The sequence below is a fragment of the Qipengyuania flavescens genome, assembly GCF_029688735.1.
In the GTDB taxonomy this organism is placed as follows: domain Bacteria; phylum Pseudomonadota; class Alphaproteobacteria; order Sphingomonadales; family Sphingomonadaceae; genus Qipengyuania.
In genome coordinates this window covers 111,013-126,160 of record NZ_JARULD010000003.1, presented here as the reverse complement: position 1 = coordinate 126,160, position 15,148 = coordinate 111,013, and the positions used below count along the sequence as shown (strand labels likewise).

General features: G+C 64.8%; 19 protein-coding genes. 16 read left to right on the top strand and 3 right to left on the bottom strand.

What is annotated here, in order from left to right:
• Positions 1 to 213 precede the first annotated feature (213 nt).
• The 3 genes from P8R33_RS10440 to P8R33_RS10430 form a co-directional block, all read right to left on the bottom strand.
• Positions 214 to 603 (bottom strand): hypothetical protein, encoded by a 390-nt coding sequence (locus P8R33_RS10440; RefSeq protein WP_196793211.1) that lies wholly within the window; start codon positions 601 to 603, stop codon positions 214 to 216.
• Positions 604 to 812: 209 nt separating this feature from the next.
• The gene (locus tag P8R33_RS10435; RefSeq protein WP_063511184.1) at positions 813 to 1,028 is read right to left on the bottom strand and encodes a helix-turn-helix transcriptional regulator; all 216 of its coding nucleotides are present in this window, start codon (positions 1,026 to 1,028) and stop codon (positions 813 to 815) included.
• A complete protein-coding gene (locus tag P8R33_RS10430; protein ID WP_209198259.1) occupies positions 1,021 to 1,512 on the bottom strand; it encodes a hypothetical protein in 492 nt (163 codons plus the stop codon). Before P8R33_RS10430 ends, P8R33_RS10435 begins: the two co-directional genes overlap by 8 nt.
• Positions 1,513 to 1,880: 368 nt before the next feature.
• Here P8R33_RS10430 and P8R33_RS10425 point away from each other — a divergent pair, with 368 nt between their 5' ends.
• Genes P8R33_RS10425 through P8R33_RS10350 form a run of 16 tightly spaced genes read left to right on the top strand, consistent with a single transcriptional unit; the run spans position 1,881 to position 15,136 of the window.
• The gene (locus P8R33_RS10425; RefSeq protein ID WP_006834207.1) at positions 1,881 to 2,213 is read left to right on the top strand and encodes a hypothetical protein; all 333 of its coding nucleotides are present in this window, start codon (positions 1,881 to 1,883) and stop codon (positions 2,211 to 2,213) included.
• Between the two features lie 31 nt (positions 2,214 to 2,244).
• Positions 2,245 to 2,532 (top strand): type IV conjugative transfer system protein TraL, encoded by a 288-nt coding sequence (traL, locus tag P8R33_RS10420; RefSeq protein ID WP_011415885.1) that lies wholly within the window; start codon positions 2,245 to 2,247, stop codon positions 2,530 to 2,532.
• A gap of 12 nt (positions 2,533 to 2,544) precedes the next feature.
• Positions 2,545 to 3,114: a type IV conjugative transfer system protein TraE gene (locus P8R33_RS10415; RefSeq protein ID WP_278328916.1), complete on the top strand. Its 570-nt coding sequence runs from the start codon at positions 2,545 to 2,547 to the stop codon at positions 3,112 to 3,114.
• A complete protein-coding gene (locus P8R33_RS10410; RefSeq protein WP_278328915.1) occupies positions 3,111 to 3,926 on the top strand; it encodes a type-F conjugative transfer system secretin TraK in 816 nt (271 codons plus the stop codon). Before P8R33_RS10415 ends, P8R33_RS10410 begins: the two co-directional genes overlap by 4 nt.
• Entirely contained in the window at positions 3,926 to 5,242 is a 1,317-nt protein-coding gene (locus P8R33_RS10405; protein WP_278328914.1) for a TraB/VirB10 family protein, read from the top strand. The genes P8R33_RS10410 and P8R33_RS10405 overlap by 1 nt, the downstream gene beginning before the upstream one ends.
• A complete protein-coding gene (locus tag P8R33_RS10400) occupies positions 5,239 to 6,111 on the top strand; it encodes a DsbC family protein (RefSeq protein WP_278328913.1) in 873 nt (290 codons plus the stop codon). Before P8R33_RS10405 ends, P8R33_RS10400 begins: the two co-directional genes overlap by 4 nt.
• On the top strand, positions 6,108 to 6,680 hold the full coding sequence (locus tag P8R33_RS10395; RefSeq protein ID WP_278328912.1) for a hypothetical protein: 573 nt from the start codon (positions 6,108 to 6,110) through the stop codon (positions 6,678 to 6,680). The genes P8R33_RS10400 and P8R33_RS10395 overlap by 4 nt, the downstream gene beginning before the upstream one ends.
• Positions 6,677 to 9,220 carry a type IV secretion system protein TraC gene (traC, locus tag P8R33_RS10390; protein WP_278328911.1) on the top strand — a complete coding sequence of 848 codons (2,544 nt, stop codon included), beginning with the start codon at positions 6,677 to 6,679 and terminating at the stop codon, positions 9,218 to 9,220. Before P8R33_RS10395 ends, traC begins: the two co-directional genes overlap by 4 nt.
• Positions 9,217 to 9,597 (top strand): hypothetical protein, encoded by a 381-nt coding sequence (locus tag P8R33_RS10385; protein WP_278328910.1) that lies wholly within the window; start codon positions 9,217 to 9,219, stop codon positions 9,595 to 9,597. Before traC ends, P8R33_RS10385 begins: the two co-directional genes overlap by 4 nt.
• The gene (locus tag P8R33_RS10380) at positions 9,590 to 9,976 is read left to right on the top strand and encodes a type-F conjugative transfer system protein TrbI (RefSeq protein ID WP_278328909.1); all 387 of its coding nucleotides are present in this window, start codon (positions 9,590 to 9,592) and stop codon (positions 9,974 to 9,976) included. The genes P8R33_RS10385 and P8R33_RS10380 overlap by 8 nt, the downstream gene beginning before the upstream one ends.
• Positions 9,973 to 10,494, top strand: coding sequence for a S26 family signal peptidase (locus tag P8R33_RS10375; protein WP_278328908.1), 522 nt, complete (start codon positions 9,973 to 9,975; stop codon positions 10,492 to 10,494). The genes P8R33_RS10380 and P8R33_RS10375 overlap by 4 nt, the downstream gene beginning before the upstream one ends.
• A complete protein-coding gene (gene traW, locus P8R33_RS10370; RefSeq protein ID WP_278328907.1) occupies positions 10,491 to 11,129 on the top strand; it encodes a type-F conjugative transfer system protein TraW in 639 nt (212 codons plus the stop codon). The genes P8R33_RS10375 and traW overlap by 4 nt, the downstream gene beginning before the upstream one ends.
• The gene (traU, locus tag P8R33_RS10365) at positions 11,126 to 12,139 is read left to right on the top strand and encodes a conjugal transfer pilus assembly protein TraU (RefSeq protein ID WP_278328906.1); all 1,014 of its coding nucleotides are present in this window, start codon (positions 11,126 to 11,128) and stop codon (positions 12,137 to 12,139) included. The genes traW and traU overlap by 4 nt, the downstream gene beginning before the upstream one ends.
• Positions 12,136 to 12,888: a type-F conjugative transfer system pilin assembly protein TrbC gene (trbC, locus tag P8R33_RS10360; protein ID WP_278328905.1), complete on the top strand. Its 753-nt coding sequence runs from the start codon at positions 12,136 to 12,138 to the stop codon at positions 12,886 to 12,888. The genes traU and trbC overlap by 4 nt, the downstream gene beginning before the upstream one ends.
• Complete coding sequence (locus P8R33_RS10355; RefSeq protein ID WP_278328904.1) at positions 12,885 to 13,703, top strand: hypothetical protein; 819 nt, start codon at positions 12,885 to 12,887, stop codon at positions 13,701 to 13,703. The genes trbC and P8R33_RS10355 overlap by 4 nt, the downstream gene beginning before the upstream one ends.
• Positions 13,700 to 15,136 (top strand): conjugal transfer protein TraH, encoded by a 1,437-nt coding sequence (locus tag P8R33_RS10350; RefSeq protein ID WP_278328903.1) that lies wholly within the window; start codon positions 13,700 to 13,702, stop codon positions 15,134 to 15,136. Before P8R33_RS10355 ends, P8R33_RS10350 begins: the two co-directional genes overlap by 4 nt.
• Positions 15,137 to 15,148: the final 12 nt, after the last annotated feature.

The window sequence follows — 15,148 nt, the reverse complement described above, 5'->3', positions numbered from 1 at the left end:
AGACTGGAGTTCGTTCGACCTGAGGCCGGTCGGATTACGACTTCTTACCAGTCGTCGAAACTTTGAATTTTGCTCAGATTGGAAACCTCATTCAAGTGCGTTTCCAAGTGATGGCGTTCCTCATCCCAAACCGCAAACAGATGTTCTGCGCCAGAATTCTCAATGTTGTTTAATTCGAAATCGTACACATCGAGAAACAATTGCTCGTAGTACTTAGAGAGACGATTCTCCATGCTGGTGAATGTCACGTATAGCTGGGCATTCTTCGGCCATTTTTTTGACGTGGCTATCAACGCGAAGCTCAGCAAACCCTTTCCCGACATACACGCATAACATCGTGTAATTGCCATGGTCGTCGCAGGCGTCATAGTCTACCCACAGGTGATAGAGGCCTGTCTGACCACGGAGGAATTTAAGATAGAGCTTGTACGTTATGTTCCCAATACGAAGTTCGTCGTCGACCGGCAGTTCCGCACAAAATGCGCTCTCGTTCACCAACTCATGGGCAGAAATTGGCTGGCTTAGTTCTAAGAGCGCTATTTGATCGAACGCATCGTACTCTTGATTTTGACACGGGAAATCTTGTTCGATGCACTTTGTCATGATCGGCTCGACCTACTCAATATTGTATGTTCCTTAATAGGCGCCGGTGGCTTCCGAAAGCAGCTCGGTTCTTGCAGCGACGAGCGCTCCCAATACTCGAGGGTATCGGGCCGACTGCTTCGATCCGGCGACCGCGCAAAGGATGCCTTTGACTGCCCCTGTCGATGGCACGTCCGCCTCCAACCAGTCAGCTCCAGACCAATAAGCGGTCACTTCAGGCGGTCCGAAATCCAGGCTTCGACTTCTCTTTCCGACCATGCCACGGAATAGCCTCCGAGCTGTACGGGTTTGGGAAACTTGCCCTCGCTCATCCAACGGTAGATCGTCGAACGGCCAAGCCCGACGCGGTGCTGCACTTCGGGCAAGCGAATAAGCCGCGTCACCCGGCGAGACTCCGTCGCTCCTTTGTCGATCTCTTCACCCACGATGGCCTCTTTCGGCACCGGCGAAGACATCGCCAAGCAGCGCGTCCTTACGTTCGAGCTCATCGATGTGATCGGAAAGCAGGCGGGCGACACGGTGTGCCGTGCCCTTGGCCCAACGCGGCTTCACCTCATGAACCTGGTTGCCTAGGACTCGTTCGAGCGCCGAGGGCAGTTCGCCGGAAAAGTCCTCGAAGAACTGCGCGAGGTCCGATTGCAGCCACGCAATCGCATGATCGCCGCTGCTGACGAGGAACAGGAGCAGGTGTGCGTGCGGCGCGACGCCGCACGCGGCAAGAATGCGCAAGGCTTCTCCGAGGCTGGCCGAGCGTTCGCCGGCGAGGACCCGGCGCAAGGCATCTTTATGGATCTGCGCGTTGCGCGCGATGTCGCAGCGTGCACGGCCGCTGGCTTCGACGGCAGCCAAAAGCAGCCGGGCAAGGTCGGCGCGAACCTGTTGTTCGGCAAAGAGCGCCATGTTGGTCATCGACGAATCCTTATCTCTGGAGGTGATCGACTCACCGGCTAACCGCGAAGGAAGCCTGTAGGAAAACGAAAAGAACAATTACAGAACATAGAGGAGCCACCGAATCGGCTTCCTTCGGCGATTCGCGCGAATTCCGGTCGTGTTCGCGCATATGGCGGCACGCTCCTCGCCAAACGCGGCACAGTTGGCGCTGATCCGCGATCAACCTGCGCGAATCCCAGCTTGCGCACCTCCAGATGTCGCTTTTTGCTTGGGCAGCAGCCCCAAAATCCAGTTCCCGATTTCCTACAGCCCGGCTCCGGGGAGAGGAAAGAACATACAGCGAACGCATCGCTGGCTGATGTTCAATCCCTCGAAAGGTTCCATCCATGACCACCAAGACTGCCCTTCCGGTCCAGCAGCGCTCGCCCAACGGGGCTCGCGGCCGCGACTACATTCTTCCCGCCTGCGTGGCGCTGGCCTGCGCCGGTGCCGCCTTTGCCGGGGCCGATACCACCTTCGATCCCGCGTTGACCAAGTTCACCGACTTCCTCGAAGGTTCGGGCGGCAAGATCATCACTGTGCTCAGCCTTGCGGGCGGCCTGATCGGTCTCGCCTCCGGGCGTTTCTCGCTCGGCCAGGTCGCGGTGCCGGTCGGCGTCGGCATCGGTGTCGGCACCGGCGTTCCGATCGTCACCTCGGTCGTGACCGCGGTCATCTGATCAGCGGATCCGGTCACGACAGGAGGGCGGCATGGCCGACAGGTACCTCGTTCCACGGCGGCTCGACGACCCGGAGCTCATCGGCTTCTGGACCATCGACGAGTTTGCAGGGATCCTTATTCCCTTCGCCTGGGGCATTCTCGCGCAGCATATCTTCATCGGTATCGGCCTGGCCGCCGGGGCCTGGCTTGCCTTGCGGAAGGCAAAGGCACGCGGCGCCGGTTCGGCACTGGTGCATGCTGCGTACTGGTACCTGCCCGGGAGCTTTCTCGGGTTGAAGGCCACGCCGCCCTCCCACTGCCGCCTGTTGGCGGGCTGAGGGAGGCGAACCATGCGAGCAGAATTCGCGCACGAACAGGCGCAGACCTACCTGCGGCAACGCAACCGCTTTGCCGTGCTGGCAGGTGTCCTTGGCCTCACCACGCTGGTCAGCCTCGGCGCCGCGGTGACCCGCGATGAGCAGGTCGTGCTGGTGCCGATTACCGCCGAGCGGATCACCGTCTCGAGCGGCGGGATCGACGCGCCCTATCTCGAGCTCGTCACCCGCGACACGGCGCTGATGCTCCTCAACCGGGCACCGGAAAGCCTCGACTACTGGATGGCGAACATCCTGAAGCTCGCCGATCCCGCCGCGCACGGCCGCCTCAAGGCCGAGCTCGTCCGGATCGTCGAGGAACAGCGCGGCTCGGACATCAGCCAGGCCTTCGTGATCGCAGAAATGCACGTCGATCCCAAGGCTCTGACCTCGACCGTCACCGGCACGCTCAAGACCTTTGTCGGCGCGCAGGTGATCGCGAGCCAGCGGCGCTCCTTCCGTTTCCGCTGGTCGAAGCGTGGCCTCAGCCTCGCGCTCGCCGGCTTCGAGCAACTTCCCACCGACAAGGAGGAACCCGGCCAATGAGCCTTCTCCCATCTCCCCTCGCTGCCGCGCTTGCCGGAACCGGCCTTGCCTGGTTCGCGATCGGCGCGACAAGGCGCCCCGATCCCGGAATCAAGCTGACCGGCCTCGCCGTACTCGCCTTCGCGCTCGCCCCTATCCCTGCGCATGCCGACCAGTTCGTCGAGGCCGCCGACAACGCGACCATCGACTGCGAACTCGCACGCGGCGAACTCACCCGGATTGCGCTCATCGATGACGGCTTTGCCAATGTCTCGAAGATCGCGAGCGGCTTTCCCTACAACGACTTCCAGGTGACGCACGAGCCGGTGCGCGGAGACATCTATATCTCCGTGCCCCCGCAATTTGCCGCCGCCCGGGTCAGCTTCTTCGCCACCAGCAAGGCGGGCTACGTCTACAAATTCGCCTGCCGCCTTGGCGGCGAGGAAGCGACCCAGCTTTTCATCACCAATCCCGCGCTCGCAAAAGCAGCGGCTACCGAATGGGAGACCGAGACCGGACCCGAGGACGCCGCGATCCGCCTGATCGAGGCGATGGCGAGCGATGCCGTCCTGCCCGGGTTCACCGCTCGCGCCGAACTTTCGGCTCCGCGCCGTACCGGCGGGATCGAGGTCCAGCTGGTCGTCGAATACCAGGGCGATGAACTTACCGGAAAGCGCTTCCTCGTACGCAACCTCGGCCAAGATAGCCTTGCGCTTGGCTCCGAGCGTGAGGGTCCCGCAGGCGCGATCGCCTTTGCCTATGGCCGCGATGCACTCGCTCCCGGTGAAGCGACCAGTGCCTTCCTTGTCTTTGCCAAGGGAGGGCTCGACTGATGGCCGAGGCAACACAGAAGGACGCCGAAAAGAGGCCCCTGCCGGGCTCGCCGGAAGCGCGCGAAAGCGGACGGCGCAACCTCAATTCGCAGATCGCGCAGCGCCAGAAGATGCTGCTCGCCGGGATCGGGGCCATCGCGCTCATCGGCGGCGGGATGTTCATCTTTGGCAGCGATGGCGGCGAGGACGGCAGTGATGCCAATGGTGCGGCGACGATCGACACCGGCGGCCTCGTCAATCGCAACCTCTCGCAGCGCGAGTTCGTCGCTAGCTACGGTAACCGGCTCGATGCACAGGGCCGCGCGATCAAGGATCTGCAGCAAGCCCAGCTGCCGCGCCCCGAAATCGAGCAGGAGCTCGAAGCCCTGCGCAGCGAGAACGCCCAGATGCGCTCCGACGGCCAGGCGGCGATCGACGCGATCTCGGCCGAGAACGCTAATCTGCGGTCACAGCTTAGCGACGCTGCGAAGGTGCCGGCCGCCGCGCCGCCGCTGCCGCCACCACCGGCCTATGGTCCCGGCGTCGGCACCGGCGGGGCTGTCCAGCCACCGCAAGGAGGGCCAGAGGCGCAGGGCGGGCAGCTCAACCTGATGAGTTTCGGCGCGGAGACGGGCAAGGACGGCAAGCCGCGTGCGGCAGAGACTGCGCCAGCCTTGCTGCTCGAAGCGAGCCGCGATTACCTGCCGCCTAACAGCTACGCACCGGCAACGGTCATCGTGGGCGTCGACGCCTCGACCGGCGTTGCCAGCCAGAGCGATCCGCTTCCCGTGGTGCTCCGGATCACCGGACCGGCCCGCTCGGTCATGCGCGGCAACAAACTGCTCACCACCGACATTACCGGCTGCCTCGTCAATGGCGCGGCGCGCGGCGATCTCTCGGCCGAGAAGGTCTACGTCAAGCTGGTGCGCATGACCTGCGCGCAGCCCGGTGGCCGCTTCGCGGTCAGCGAGGTCAAGGGGTTCATCTCCTTTGCCGGAAAGTCGGGTGTGCGTGGCCGCGTGGTCAGCCGCGAAGGCAGCCTTGTCAGCCAAGCGCTGCTGGCCGGGATCGTTGGCGGCTTCGGGCGCGGATTTTCCGCCAACGCCAACGGCATCTTCACCGGCCAGGTCGGCGCCAACGGTCAGCGCGAGGCGCTGTCGCCGACCGACATCCTCGCCGGTGGCTTTGGCCAGGGTGCCGGCGAAGCCGCCGACACCGTCAGCCGATACCTCATCGAACGCGCCGAACAATACCAACCCGTCGTCGAGATGCCGACCGGCATCGAGGTCGAGATCGTCTTTCTCGACGGCGTCCACGTCAGGAGCCCCTCCAAATGATCTACAATGACTCGCCGCCAAGCCTGAAGGCCCGCGCCGCCCACCTTGCCCTTGCCCTCTCGAGCGCCGCCGCCGTGCTGACGCTCGGCGTCTCTGCCGTCACTGCGATGCCTGCGAGCGCTGCGGGCATGGCGAGCGATGTCGCGCAGGCACTGAAACTGCGGCTGCCCAAGACCCCGATCGATGCGATCAGCTGCGACACGCTGGGCCCCTGGTGCGAAGTCGTCTCGGGCGACACGCTGTTCTACATCGACGAGACCGCCCGCTATCTCTTCGTGGGCCGTCTCTACGACATGGAAGAGCGGCGCGACGTGACCGCCGCCCGCCTGCTCGAACTCAATCCCGACCTGCTCACGGCCGGTGCGGCACGCGTAGCCAGCGATGCGCCGGCGGGACGCGACGAAGCGCCTGTCCAGGCGGCCGCCAGCCATGTCGACCTCTCGTCGCTTCCGGTTGCCGGCGCGATCCACTGGGGCAACCCCAAGGGCGAACGCCTGGTCGTCTTCTCGGATTTCCAGTGCGGCTACTGCCAACGCCTGACCGCTGAACTCGCCAAGGCCAAGGTCCATGTCGAAGAGCGACCGATCTCGATCTTTGGCGCGGCGAGCCGCAAGATTTCCGAGGCCGTGCTGTGTGCCAAGGATCCGGCAAAGGCGCTCCATGCGGCCTACGCCGGCCAGGCTCCGGCGAGTGCCAAGACCTGCAAGGACGCCAAGGCACTCGATGCCAACGAAGCCTTCGCAAAGGCCAACGGGTTTGCCGGAACTCCGGTCATCGTGCGCGCCCGCGATGGGGCGGTGCTCCATGGCTACCGCGATGCCGCGGCGATCCGCCGCTTCGTCGCCGAAGGCAAGGGAGTGGCGCAATGAGCCGGCTTCCGATCCTTCGCGCCGTGGTGCTCGCTGCGCCGCTCCTCTTGGCCAGTGGCTGCGCCAGCCTTGGCGGCAATGTGAAAGGCAGCTTTGCCTGCCGTGCTCCCGAAGGGACCTGTGCGCCGACCTCCACGATCGATGCCGGGGCGACCGGCATCGAGAAGGCCGACACGTCTGGCGCGCATCGGACGGTGACCCCGACAGGCGAAGCGGTTCGCCGCCTGCAGATCGTGTTGACGCCCTACCGTGACGCGGCGGGCCGCGACCATGAGGCGCGCGTCGTTCACCTGACGCTGCCCGAACAGGCAGGGACAGGCTGGCGCGCGCCGCAGGGCCGCCGCGAAGTCCTGCGCTCGCTGGCATCGACTATTGCCGCGACACGCGAGGTCAACCCCACACCCGATTTCCAACCAACAGACACATTGCCGGAACAGCTGTTCATCCCCTCGCAGCCCGTTCCGGCGATGCCCGGCGCTGACGCGCCGGAACCCGGGGGACCTGGCTCGTTTCCCCCTCCCCGCGAGCCGGTCCCCCACCCTGACATGACCGAAGGAGAGAGCCGGTGACGCTATCCCTTGCTGCCGCGCGCGACGCACTCTCGCGAGGCCTGTTTGCCGACACGGCTCGGCCTGAGAAGCCGCAGGCGCATTTCGGGCTCGACATGCTTTCGGACTGGCTGCCCTACCGGGTCTATGACGAGGGGGCGAAGCTCTACCGCAACGCCCGCTCGAAAGGCTTCGTGCTCGAAGTCACCCCGCTGATCGGTGCCGACGAACGGACCGGCGAGATCCTCGGCCAGTTCTTCTCCGAAGGCCTGCCGCAGGGTGCCTGCCTCCAGGTCCTGAACTTCGCATCCCCGCGGATCGGCAGCGTGGTCGGCCCCTGGTTCGCTCCGCGCTACGAGCAGGGCGGCATCTACGAGGCGATCGCCAGGGCGCGCACCAGGCGCCTTTACGATCTCGTCTGGACTTCGGGCTCGGCGCATGCGCCCTTCCACGCCCGCAACGTCCGGCTGATCGTCTCGCTCGGTGTGCCGGTGCCCGGCAGCGTAACCGATGCCGAACTCTCCGAATGCCGCGAAGGGCTGATGGGCATGCTCCATTCGCTCGGCCTCTTCGCGCAAGAGCTGCGCCCGGGCGGGCTGCTGGCGCTCATCGACGAGCTTACCTCGCCGACCACCGCGCACGAGACCGACATCCATGCGTGGAACCCGCACGATACGCTCGATGTCCAGGCGATCCGCCGCGACATCGAACTCGAGGTCGGCGACGATCGCCTGATCCTCAGGACCGAGCGCTTCCGCGAGACGGGCCGCGACGAGGAGGGCAATCCCGAAGTCGGCGAATGCTATCCCGACCATTTCGACGTGCGCCACTATGCCGTGCGCTCTACCCCTGAGCGCTGGGCGCCCTGGGAATGCGCGCGGCTCATCGGCGACATGTTCACCGACAAGCTGCGCTTCCCCTGTCCGACGGCAACCATGCTGTGCCTCGTCTACCCCGACCAGGAAGCCGCATCGGCGCGCGCGGGCTTCAAGTTCATGCGCACAACCAGCCTCAGCCAGACCAAGAGCGCGCGCTTTCTCCCCAAACTCGCCGAACAGTCGGCAGAATGGCGCCACGTTCAGGCAGAACTCCAGGCCGGCAAGAAGCTCGTGAAGCTGTTCTACGGGCTCACCAGCATCTCGCCGCTCGGCCAGGGCGACGCGCACGAACGCATCATCAAGGCGATCTACAAGGCAGCGGGCTGGGATTTGGCAGACGAGCGCTTCCTCCAGCTGCAGGGCCTCGTCGCTGCCTTTCCCCTGAGCCTTGCCGATGGCCTCGCCGATGATATGGCGCGGCTCAAACGCCTCAAGACCATGCTCTCGACGACGGCGGCGCATATCGCGCCGATGCAGGGAGAATATCTCGGCGGCGTGATTCCGCACCTCCTGCTCGTCGGTCGGCGCGGCCAGCCTTTCTGGTGGTCGCCGTTCGAAAACACTGCCGGCAATCACAATATCGCGATCTGCGGCAAGTCGGGCTCGGGCAAGTCGGTGCTGCTGCAGGAGCTCTGCGCTGCCCTGCGCGGCGCGGGCGCCAAGGTCGTGGTGATCGACGACGGGCGCAGCTTCGAGCATTCGGTCAAACTGCAGGGCGGACGCTTCGTCGAGTTCACGCTCGCCTCGGGCTTTTCCCTGAACCCATTCTCGATGGTCGACGATGCCCGCGCGCACGAAGACGAGGATTACCGCCTCGACTGCTTTGCCATGATCAAGGCGATCATCGGCCAGATGGCGCGACCCGGCACCGCGCCGAGCGATACCGAACGCGGACTGATTGACCGGGCGGTGACTGCGACCTGGGAGACACTGGGGAGCGGTGCATCGGTCGACGATGTCGCGCACGCGCTCCATGGATCGGAAAGCGAGGCGGGCCGCGATCTCGCCACCGCGATCGCGCCCTTCTGCCGCGGCGGTAGCTATGGCGGGTTCTTTGCAGGCAAGGCGAGCTTCGCGCTCGACGATGATTTCACCGTCTTCGAGATGAGCGATCTCGCGTCCCGCGAGGAACTGCGCAGCGTCGTCCTTTCGGCGATCATGTTCATGACCAGCCAGGCAATGACGCGCTCATCGCGAGCGACCAAGAAACTGCTGCTGATCGACGAGGCCTGGGCCATGCTCAAGGGCGGGTCGATGGGCGAGTTCGTCGAGACCTATGCCCGCACCGCGCGCAAGTACGGCGGCGCGCTCGCGACCGCGACCCAGTCCTTGAACGACTACTACAAGTCCGATGGCGCGCGCGCTGCCCTGGAAAACAGCGACTGGATGCTGGTGCTCCAGCAGAAGGCCGAGACGATCGCCGATTTCAGGGCGAATGCGCGGCTCGACATGGACGACCGCACCGAGACGCTGATCCGCAGCCTCAAGCGTTCGGGGACCGAGTACAGCGAGGTCTTCATCAAGGGTCCCGAGACCGAGGCGGTCGGCCGGCTCGTGCTCGATCCCTTCTCGGCGACGATCTACTCCTCCGATCCCGACACCTATGCCGCGATCCAGGACTGCGAGCGGCGTGGGCACAGCCTCGCCGATGCCATCCGGATCGTAGCGGGAGGCGGACAATGATGGTCTCGCATCTTGCCGGCCGGACCCCTCCGGCAAACCTCCGCAGCCTGCTGCCGTTCCTGCAAGGGACCTGCTTCGTCCTCATCGAGACCGCGCGCTTTGCCGCGACTTCGCTGCTGATCGTGCTGGGATTGCCGCTCGCGCTGTTCCTGTTCGTTGCGGGCTGGGACCTTGGCGGCCTCTTCACCCAGCTCGCCAATCTGTCGGACCGCTACCTCGAAGCCGACGGGTTGCGCCGCAGCCTGTTCAGCCAGGACCTCAAGAGCTGCTTCCTCGTGCTGACCGGTGCGGTGACGCTGTTTCGCATGCCGCGCTTCCTGAAGCGGCTCGCGGCCGATCTCGACAACCATCCGGCCCGGGAGACAAACCGTGACTGACACACGCAGATTACCATCCCTCAATCGCCCGCTTTTGCTCAGAATTCTTGGCGTGCTCGCGCTCGTGGCCGCGCTGCTCTGGACGGCCTGGGTCAGCCGCGCGCTGTCCGAGCCGCGCCAGCAGATCGTCACCGTCCGGCTTGGCGAAACCATCGCGGCTTTCGTCGATGCCGAAGCGCGAGCAGAGCAGGATCCCGAAGCCAGTCAGGCGCGCGTGCTCGCCTTCCTCCAGGCGTCCGAGCGTGCCGTTGCAGAAATGGGGACCGACGGCCGCGTGGTGCTGGTCGGCGAAGCGGTGCTCGCGGGCGATGCCCCCGATGCCACCGACGAACTGCGCGCACGGATCGCCCGCCAGCTTGAGCAGGGAGGCCATCAGTGACGCAGTTTGCCGCTCGCGTCGTCCGCACGATCAAACGGCCGTTTGTCCTGACCGCGCTGGTGTTATTGCCACTCGGATGGGGCGCAATCGACGCCTTCGCCAAAGACCATGCCTTCCTCATCAATGCCAGCCCGAGCTTGCCCAACTGGGCCTTCTGGCTCGACAAGCACGCGCGGATCGAGCGCGGCAGCCTGATCTTCTTCGAGCCGCCCGCAAGCAGGCTCGTCGAAATGCATTTCGGAAAAGGCGCGCAGCTCTTCGGCAAACGGGTGCTGGGTGTGCCGCGCGATGTCGTGAGCCACCGTGGTCACGAGGTCTTCATCAACGGTCGCAAGATCGCCGCGCGGCTCGATGAGACCCGTCTCGGCATTGCGCTTCACAAAGGCCCCGAAGGCCCGATCCCCGACGGCTGCTTCTACACCGGGACCAGCCATCCCCGCGGCCTCGACAGCCGCTACGCCGAGATCGGTTTCGTCTGCCGCGGCCAGATCCTCGGCAGCGGGAGGGCGATCCTGTGAGCAAGCTCATCCTCCCTGCGGCCCTGCTTGCAGTCCTGCTCTGCCCTGCCGAGGTGCTGGCGCGCGACTATGGCCAGCGCGGCACGGTGTTTCCCGTGATCGAACGCGACCTCCTCGAGCAGATCCATTCGCGCCTGACGCAGATGGAACGTTCAGGTGAGACCGCGCGGCTCAATGAAGACCTGAAGCGCCGCACGATCGCGCGGGTGAACCGGCCCGACCCCGTCGCGGGGATCGTCCGGGCCAGCGAAGCCCGGCGGTGGCAATTCGATCCGACGATCACGCTCGCTGCCGATATCCGCGGGGCAAAAGGCGAGCTGATCCATGCCGCTGGCACGAGGGTCAATCCGCTCGACAGCGTCGGCCTTCGCGCCGATCTCCTGTTCCTCGACGGCGACGATCCCGACCAGCTCGCCTGGGCGCTCAAGCAGGACGCCAATGCGAAGCTGATCCTGGTGAAGGGCGCGCCGCTCGAGCTGATGAAGGCTCGCCAGCGCCGCTTCTATTTCGACCAGGGTGGCAAACTCACGGAAAGGTTCGGGATCAGGTCGGTGCCCGCACGCGTGCGCCAGCAGGGCCGCCTGCTCGAGATTAGCGAAATCGCGCTGCCACCGAAAAGGAGGACAGCCCAATGACGCACTTAAGAAAGCTGGCGCTCATGCTGGCCGCCATTCTTGGTCTAGCGACCGCAACGCCCGCCATGGCCGATGCCGGTCCGGGACGCTGCACCGGCAGCTTCGTCAACCCGATCACCGACATCTGCTGGTCTTGCCTGTTCCCGATCTCCATCGGCGGGCTTGACATCTGGCCGTCGAGCCGGCCCGATCCCGATAACCCCGATCTGCCGGTGTGCCTGTGCGGTCTGAGGCCGGGGATCGCGATGGGCTTCTGGGAGCCCGTTCGGCTTGCCGATGTCAGCATGAAGCCGTGGTGCTTCGTGAACCTTGGCGGCATGAAACTCGATCCGGGCTTCGATATCGGCTTCCGCTCGATCTCGGGTCCATCGGCAGTGGGCGGTGCGAGCCAGTATTATTCGAGCTGGCATGTCCACTGGTATGCCTATCCGCTGATCTACTGGATGGAGATCGTCGCCGATTTCCTGTGCCTGGAATCGGGCTCGATCGATATCCTCTACATCTCCGAGATCGATCCGCTGTGGCAGGATTCCGAGCTCACCGCGATCATCAACCCTGAAGCCGTGCTCTTCGCCAACCCGCTGGCGCTCGCCGCCTGTGCGGCCGACTGCGTCGCCTCGACCGCGAAGCTGCCGATCGACGAGATGTTCTGGTGCGCGGGCTGCCAGGGATCGATGTATCCGATGAACGGCAATGTCTCGGCCAGCATAGGCCACGTCCAGGCCTCGCGCCTCGTGCTCTCGCGCTTTGCCTACAAGCTTCACCGCGAACTCGTCTCGTGGGGGACGATGGGGTCCAAGGGCCTGTGCGGCAAATATCTCATGCCGGTGATGCGCAAGCAGCAATACCGCTTCCAGGCCACCAACCCCAACCCGGCGACCTCGGGCCGTTATGCCTGCCCGCCCATCGGCGCCTCCACCACCTTTCAAGTCGCAGGACAGGTCATCCCCGCCATCGGCGAAGACATGGGATACCTCGTCTGGCGCAAGCGGAACTGCTGCGCGCTATGAACAAGCACCTCCTCCTTTTGCCCGTCGGCCTTGCCGTCACCCTCGGTGGCCTCGGTCTCGCCCAGAGCGCGCCCGAAGGCATCGACCTCGAAGCGATCCGCGAGCGAGCGGCCGAACACGCCGACGATGCGCAGGCGCTCAGCACCAATGTTCGCCAACGCGCCGAAGCGTTGACCGAGGACGCGCAGGCTATCCAAACGCAAGCGCAGGCCAATCGCACGGCCTACGCAGACAGCATCAAGGCGATCGAGACTGACGCCGTCCTCGACTTCGACGCGATGATCGCGGGGCAAGCTGCCGCCGAGAAGGCATCACTCGGGGGAGCCCCGCGCTTCATTGCCTTTGCCAGCCTGTCGATGCCGCCCGAAGCGCTGAAAGCACTGGTGCACGACATGACCAGGGCGGGAGGCGTCACCGTGCTGCGCGGTTTCCCGCAAGGAAACAGCGAGGCGTTCAAGAAGCGGCTCGCCGCCATCTGGAGCACCCGAGACGCAGCCGGTTCGCTCGGCATCGATCCGCGGCTGTTCCGCGCCTTCAACATCGAGGCCGCACCGAGCTTCGTCATGCTGAGCACCGAGTTCAGTCCCTGCGACGGGTTCGATTGCACCAGCGAGGTGCCGCCGCACGACCGTATCGCCGGCAATATCAGCGTAAGCGAAGTCCTCGAGACCTTTGCCTCGGGCAAGGGTCCGGGCGCCGAGCTTGCCCGTCTCCATCTGCGCCAGCTCTCCAGGGAGGAACGGCCATGACCGGCAGAACCCTCGCCCATCTCCTTGCCGCACTTCTCGCCCTCACAAGCGCGGCTTCCATTCACGCTCAGACCCGCGATGCGGCAAGGGCCGACGGCAAGGACTTTGCCACCGAGCTGCTGGGCGAAGCGCGCGATGCCGCAACGACCAATCCCGACGCGGCGCGCATTCCCAATTTCGATCCGCAAGCGACGCGCAACCTGCAGGATCTTGCGCGCGATCCCGACCAGATCGAGGCCCGCGCCCGCAGCGCGGCGACGACCAGCACCCCGATGCGCACCATCCGCGACAGCATGGCCAATCGCGCTCGGTTCGAGCCGGACGAGATCGAGGACGTGATCGCCCGCAGCCTCAGGATCAATGAGACGCCGCTGGACTACACCAGCGGCATGGCAATTTCGGGCAGCCAGGGATCGTGCGTTCCGCTGCCGCCTGGTTCGGGGTCGGCAGGCACATATACTGCAACCTGCAATACGGGCACATGGATCGATCAGTCGGTGGGCCAATGCACGGTGCCGCTCGTCGCCGCGGTCAGCCAGCGACCGCAGTATCATTATCTTTGCAGCCCATTGGGTAGCTTCAACCTGTCAGGTGAGCCGGATTGCGAAGAATTTTCGGGCGCTCTTTGCCAGGTGACCGGACACCGGGACGGTCCTTGCTTGCAGTGGGGATGGTCCGGCGGCCGCAAGTGGTGCACCGAGCCCGGTGATCCGCTTACCGAGCTGACCTGCGACGAACAGGTCGCAGGACAAACGCCCTACCGCATCGCCACGGCGACCACCGTCACGACGACCCCTGACGAAAGCCGGACATGATTACTAGCATCCGCAATGCGGCGCTCACCATAGCTGCCGCCAGCATGGTCGCGTCCCCCGTCGGCGCAAACGTCGGCGACAGCATGGACCGCTTCATGGACGACATGGGCGCGGCGGCCAATGTCACCGGGCCGAGCGCATTCGAAGGACAGTCGGCGGGCTATTACAGCCTCGGCAATGTCTGGACGCGCTTCCCGCAAAAGACGGCCAACATCGCCAATCTCCAGCTGCCGCGTGCCCGCGCTGGTTGCGGCGGTATCGATATCTTCGCCGGGTCCTTCTCCTTCATCAACGCGAGCGAGATGGTCGCGCTCTTGAAGGCCGTCGCGAACAATGCGGTGGGGTTCGCCTTTAGTCTGGCGATCGATACCGTCTGCCCCGAGTGCAACAAGATCATGCAGGAGTTCAGCCAGAAGGCGCAGCTCATGAACAATCTCTCGATCAACTCCTGCGAGATGGCGCAGGGGCTGGTCGGCGGCGTCTGGCCCAAGGGCGATCTCGCCGACAAGGCGATCTGCGAAGCGATCGGCAATTCCGAAGGCATCTTCACCGACTATGCCGCGGCCAAGCATGGTTGCGGCACCAGGGGCCAGCGCGCCTCGACCAACGAGGGCGCCGGCGCCGATTATGCCGACGTCAATCCCGGTGTGCCGCGCAATTACACCTGGCATGTCCTCAAGCAGAGCGCCTTCTTCAACCCCGGTGGCACTTTCGACCGCGATCTTGCCGAGTATGCGATGACGCTCATCGGCACGGTGATCTACGTGCCGCCCCGCGACGACGAACCGGGCAAGTTCGTGCCTTTCGCGGGCGATGCCTCTTCTACGCTGGTGACCGCGCTGCTCGACGGGACACAGGGCCAGTCGGTGCGGGTGTTTCAGTGCGACGAGCCCGACCAGTGCCTCAACCCCACTTTCCAGCAGATGAGCCTCACGAGCGCAAAGGCCATCCGGCCGCGCGTTGCCCGGCTCATCGGCAGCATGGTCGAGGCCATCCGCAGCGACACAGCGATCGGCAACGAGGAAAAGGAATTGCTCCAGGTGGCATCGGTGCCGCTCTATAAGATCCTCACCGTACAGGCGGCCTATGGTCGCGGGATGGCCACCGACGACCGCGACACGCTGGCCGAGATTGCCAGCATCGATCTCCTCTATGCCATTCTCGAGCGCATCACCGCAGAGGCTGGACGCTCGATGGCGAGTTTCATCGCGGCCGATGAAGCGAAGCTTGCGATTTGGCGCGCTCAGGTTGCCGAGGTGCGATCGAGCCTCGCCCAGCGGCAAGCGACCGGACAGGCGCGGGTCTCGGCGATCATGCAGATCATCGAAAAGACGGCGATGATCGAGAACATGCTCGCTGCCTCGATGTCACCGTCGATGGCGGCCGCGCTCGACTGGTCGCGCGGGATGCAGTCCCGCTCCATCGTTCCATAAGGGTCAGGCAGC